Origin of the sequence: Bartonella sp. AA74HLJMH (assembly GCF_042197045.1) — a bacterium.
GTDB lineage: Bacteria > Pseudomonadota > Alphaproteobacteria > Rhizobiales > Rhizobiaceae > Bartonella.
Map to the genome: position 1 here is coordinate 1 of NZ_JBHIRJ010000039.1, position 5,450 is coordinate 5,450.

General features: G+C 40.5%; 4 protein-coding genes and 1 pseudogene. All 5 read right to left on the bottom strand.

Annotation, left to right across the window (positions count from 1 at the left end; all coding sequences use genetic code 11):
• Positions 1-1,382, bottom strand: a pseudogene (locus ACFINH_RS08935) (hypothetical protein); the annotation flags it as partial.
• Entirely contained in the window at positions 1,383-2,528 is a 1,146-nt protein-coding gene (locus ACFINH_RS08940) for a hypothetical protein (RefSeq protein ID WP_375632767.1), read from the bottom strand. It abuts the pseudogene before it with no gap.
• A 198-nt stretch (positions 2,529-2,726) separates the two neighbouring features.
• Positions 2,727-3,575 (bottom strand): hypothetical protein, encoded by an 849-nt coding sequence (locus ACFINH_RS08945; protein WP_375632771.1) that lies wholly within the window; start codon positions 3,573-3,575, stop codon positions 2,727-2,729.
• A 1-nt stretch (position 3,576) separates the two neighbouring features.
• The gene (locus ACFINH_RS08950; protein ID WP_375610955.1) at positions 3,577-4,002 is read right to left on the bottom strand and encodes a hypothetical protein; all 426 of its coding nucleotides are present in this window, start codon (positions 4,000-4,002) and stop codon (positions 3,577-3,579) included.
• Positions 4,002-5,450, bottom strand: a 1,449-nt coding sequence (locus tag ACFINH_RS08955) for a hypothetical protein (RefSeq protein ID WP_375632773.1), incomplete at its 5' end; no start/stop codon positions are given. The genes ACFINH_RS08950 and ACFINH_RS08955, both read right to left, overlap by 1 nt.

Consider the following 5,450-nt stretch of genomic DNA (forward strand, 5'->3'; position numbering starts at 1 on the left):
CCAAGTTTAACCTTCGTTTCATGGAGAACACCCATGTTGGGCTTTTCTTTAAGGAGATTAAATTTTTCAGAAGAAAATGGAGCAACTTCTTTGACCTTACTCGTGAATTCCTGTAGCCCTTCTTTATAAGCCTGTTTGAAATATGGACGCTTCATTAATTCATTAAGAGCGCCATAATGCTGTTCTCCTATTGGTATTTTTTTGGCTATTTCGTAAAGAGTATGTGGTTCTGCTTTCCTAATCGCTATAAGATCATTTTTTAAACCTGTGACATTTTGACGAGGAACAAAGTATTTATCAGCCGCCTGATGAATACGCTCCCCTCCTCCCAGCGCTCTCTGTTTAGCTCTCTTGGTTAAATCAAGATAAGCCCCTTGGTTTCTTTTCGCGATATCAAAAACAAGATCTTGTAAAAAAGGACTATGATCAGCTACGTAATCGGTAGGAACTGCTTTTTTAAAAGATTCTCCTAGCTCTTCAGAAGCTTCATTGCCTAAATGTTTACTGATTGCTCTTAACGTATCTTTTGAAACACCTTCTTTCGTATGAGAAGGAGAAAAAAGTCTTCGTATTCCACCAAAAGTAGAACCAAGCATACTGCCTACAAGATTTCCAGCCAATGCCCCGCCCATTCCTAAAGTTCCACCAGATGCCGTGGTTTGAAGTGTATTTAAAAGTCCTTCGCCTTCTCCTGCGCCATGTAATGCACCAGATGCTGCACCTACTTTAAGCAAATGAGGTAATGTTGTTTTGTTCGTGATGCCTAAAAATGGACTTGCAAATCGACTTGGGGGTAACTGACCTGCTTTCAAAAAGGCTTGACCTAATTTTGACCCCGCCACATTCCTTGCAAGTGTAGGCGCTACAAGGCGTGCTCCTGAGGCTAACAGTCCTCCCCCTAAAGTCGCAAGGGAAGGAATTGCCGCCCCTAAAGCATTTCCAGCAAAAGAAGTCCAATAATGTTGATCACTCATCCTACGATAATAATCACGTAGTCTATTGGCTTCTTTCTCATATTTTTCTATGGTTTTCTTATCTCCAGTCCAATAGTTGTAAAGCCCATTCAAAAAAGCACTTATTGCCAACTGATCATCAGAATCACGTCCTGCCGCTGTAATCCCAGCAATCTCATCATCTAAATTAAAACTCAAACCATGCTTTAAAGAGTTCCAAAAAGCTTCACTTTGCGTGATTTCGGGATGTTGGAATGATGTTTCGTATTCATCTTTAGGGATACGACGTATAACCCTTATTCCAGGACCAAAATCTGGAAATGGTTCCTCTACCGATTTTTCGTATTCATGTTTAGGGATACGGCGTATAATTCTTATTCCAGGACCAAAATCTGGAAAATCTTGATGAGTATTATTATGATGAACCATTTATCTATCCCTAATAATGTCATATATATAGTTACCGTCTGGTATGGATACTCTTTCTCCAATAGCAAGTTTTTTAATATCTTCTCTACTACTTATAGTTGGCAAATTTGCACTTCCTCCTTGTGATGACTGATTAGCAGAGGAGCGACTAGCATCTTCACCTAGTAAATAGGCTTTTGCTTCAGGCGATAGTCTTGAAATAACATCTCTTATTTGATTCAGATTCCGCGTAAATAATTCTACATTCATATCAATGCTTAGTTCACCTAAAGAATGCTTTAGCATGTCAAGATCTTTATCACTGACATTTCCAAGTCCTACCGCTCCTGTCCTTGATAATTGCTTCAGTTCGTCTATACGATCACTTGCTATACGTTCCTTAATTGATTTCACGACTTTATCTGCACCATTTTCTTTCAATCCAGGAACAATGCTTTTAATCCAAGCAATCAGACCTGTTGCATACCCACCTTTTTCCTTAAGGTACTCATCAAGATATGTGAGATCTTTCAATAAAATACTTTTCCGTACTATATTATTTGCATATAGAGCTTTTGCACGTTCAGCTTCCTCATACGATTTACCACCTTCAACCATAATATATCTATATCCACCTGGTGCATTCGGATCTTCCACAAGCATCCTACCGTCATTGGTAAATTGGGAATTCCTATTTCCACCGTTCACTTTTTGTAATAGAAAAGCATTCAACGCATCTCTATTTCCAGCTATGAACCGCGCTTCTTCTTCACTATAGCCTTTAGACTTTAGATACTCGACAGTCTGGTTAACCTGCCCTCTTTGTTTATCTCCTTCATGCAAGTTCTTCAGCCCCTTGGCAAAAAGTTGCCATCCAGATGAATTTGGACTAGCCGTTATCGCACCCATAAGAAAATCATCAATATTTTTACTAACATCAGACTGTGAAAAACGAGAAAATTTATCCCAAAAACTAAGATTTGGTTCAGGAGGCTGTTCTTGCAATGGAACTGGTTTTGTTGAAATAGGTGGAGAAGTCTCTAACTGAGGAGGAGTTTCTGATTGTGGAATCGGAGAGGGTTTATTCCCCTCATTATCTATCTCAGAAGGACGAATAGAACCTATTGGAGAAGGAGAAAAAGAGCCTATCTTATATGGATCATTCATAGAAATCGCATTAAGAAAAACTGGTAATTTATGTTTGTCCTTTCGTTGATTCGCTATTGATTGTAGTAGATCTTTTTCTAGTCTGCGTTCGTGTAGATCTTTTTCTAGTTTGGATATGAAACGTCTATCTCTCGGGTCAAAATCTATAAAAACCATTACTTTCCCTTTAACTATTTATTTTTTCTAAGATTATTCAAACTAAACGGCAGCATTTGCTGCCTTTTCCGCAGCCTTCTTTAATCCAAAAAGCACCATCATAGCATTCTGCCAAGGGTCGTTACCATGCATCTTAGATTCTGACATATTATTCATCGTCGTGCCGTAATTTCTTGCAAAGCCATGACCGGCGTTCATAAGCATATTCAACCTATTCCAGCCGCTATTGTCTTGTTCCAGCCAACGTTCTCTATTGGCATCAACAAGGCGTTGATTGTAGTCATTAAGAACAGATGACCCCTGCAACATATTCGAATAGGCATTATTATAAGAGGGGAATAAGTTGCCTATCATGCCTAAGCGATACTTATTAAAATCACCAAGTAAGGCATTAGCATGTAACATATCCTGCTTATTCTGACGGTAATGATTAATCCTAGCACTTTTAGACAATGCATCAAGTTCACGCGCCAACACTTTTGTATGTGCACCAGATCCATAACCACCAGCACCTACAAAAGAGCTGTTAATCGTATCTCTCACATCATCCATAGATTTTTTAAGTACATCTTCAAAATCCTGATCATAGCCCCCTTTATAACTAGAAGCCAATTCACCAATATTTCTTTCTGCCTGCATGGGAGTATTCATCAAATGATTCATATAATTTTGATATTGATGAGGAATAGCTCCAAGACCTCCGATTGCTTGGTAAGTTGGAGCACTTAAAGGTGCAACACGAGGTCCCCCATACACATTACCACCCATCCCTGTATCATACAGATTATACGCATCCGCACCACCTCGCTTAAAGACATTCTGCATCCAAGCAGGAGGGGCACTTGTCTGCACCTGCTTCTGTTCTGTCGTTGCTGGTCTACTGCTCCCCATGTCACAATTCCTTCCTATAATAAAGCATATCTATGCCATAACCTTGTTTGTTCAGTGCACGTTTCCAACCTAAACGCCCTAAAATCTCTATCTCAAAAGCCCCATTCTCACGCGCCCAATCCTCTACAAATGTCAAATTATCAACTTGATCAAGAACGCCCTTGCCACTACATTCACAAATCAGAGCGCGCTTCTTTCCTAAAACTGTCTGTTGTATCTGGGTCGTGAATGCCGCTAAAAAGCGCTCGTCATCATCCAAAACAAGCCATAACTGTTTCTTGCCACTGCAAATCGCTTCAAGGAGCTCTTGCAACGTGATTTCATGTTTAAAACGTTCCACATACTCGCGAAACGACGCAATGATGTCTTCAAGGTATGGTGCTATACGCTCCATATCCCAAGACGTGGTCAAAAAGACTTTTGCCATTACCCTCTGCCTAAAGGACGTAAATCCACATTAAATCCTGTGATTTGGTTCCAATGAACACCTTCAGGAATACGCAATTTAAAGCGGTGATAACGATTGCGCGAACGACCATGATAAGCACCCGTGACATATGAACATGCCCTCTCTTGGTGCCATGTAATCGGTGTCTGATTATTGCGAAGCCGACGCTCTCCTATGCTTAAAAGACCTTCCGTCGTATCAACTTCAGCAAACATCTTCGTGATAAAGTTAAAACTTCCATCTGGTGCTCCCAATTCTTGCGAAACAACCGTTGCTTCCATCGGCGCACCTGTAAACATAACAAGCCGATTTTGGTCATCAAAAGCACCAAGCATGGGTGCGCCACTTTGCCAACGAGGGCTGTCTAAAGAAGCCGGTAATGTCTCAAGATTGATCGAGATCTCATCTAACTGTTCTAAAGTATAACCTGTCGTAAATACTGGAAACAACGTGAAAGGTTTTCCCTGTAGCGTCGACCATTTCTGCAATCCCCAATCATAGACAAAGGTCGTTTGCTCGTTATTACCTCTTTTTAAGGACCAGTAAATCCGGTTATCAATGGGATCTATAACCCCTTGCATCTCATCAAGAGCAAACTTATCAAAGGTTTTAAAAACTGTTCTATCAACTTTCTCAAAGCCTATCGGCAAAAGTTGACCATCCAAACTCATCTGATAAAAACCACCATCACTCGCAAAAAAAGCATCACTCCCTCGACATGCTATAGAGGCTGCACTGCGCGCTCCGCGCTTGTCTTGGATCTTTTGAAAACTGTATACAAGTTCAGCCCCTGGAGTAAATAAACCAGCGTAAATAGCAGAACGCATAAAAATAAGGGGATTGGTGGATTCCGTCGCCCCTTGCACATATTCTCCATCTGGAAAATCTATATGATCACATTTTTTTTTACCTATTTCCCATAAATTTACATCGTTCAAACCTGACCAATGAATGCGATTGGGATTATCTGTCAATTGCATCAAACAAACAAAAGGTCCCCAAACTTTGACCAATCCTGCTTTCGGTGGATTTCCTTCTAAATCTTCAAACCGTTCAGAACTAAGGACCTTGAAAACTTGCGGCTTATCATTTTTATTCACCGCAATAACCATGTTTTTAAAAAGAGCAAACGACCATTTATTCTCCTCATTTGCATGATACGTCACACCACTTTGGCTGATGTCTTTCCAACCCTTGGTTTGACTATCATAACTGTAAAGCTTTTGTTTGCCTCCTACAATTATCTTAACACCATTGCCACTTCTAAACGCTATGCACCCCAAAGGCTTTTCTTCCAAAGCATGAGACACAACCATTGCACTAGGCATGGGTATGTAACCGCCATCTGCTGGTAAAACATTCACAAGCGTATCCGTAAAGCTACCGTTGACGACCGAAACATCTGGTCTGTAATCAGCGATTGGAAA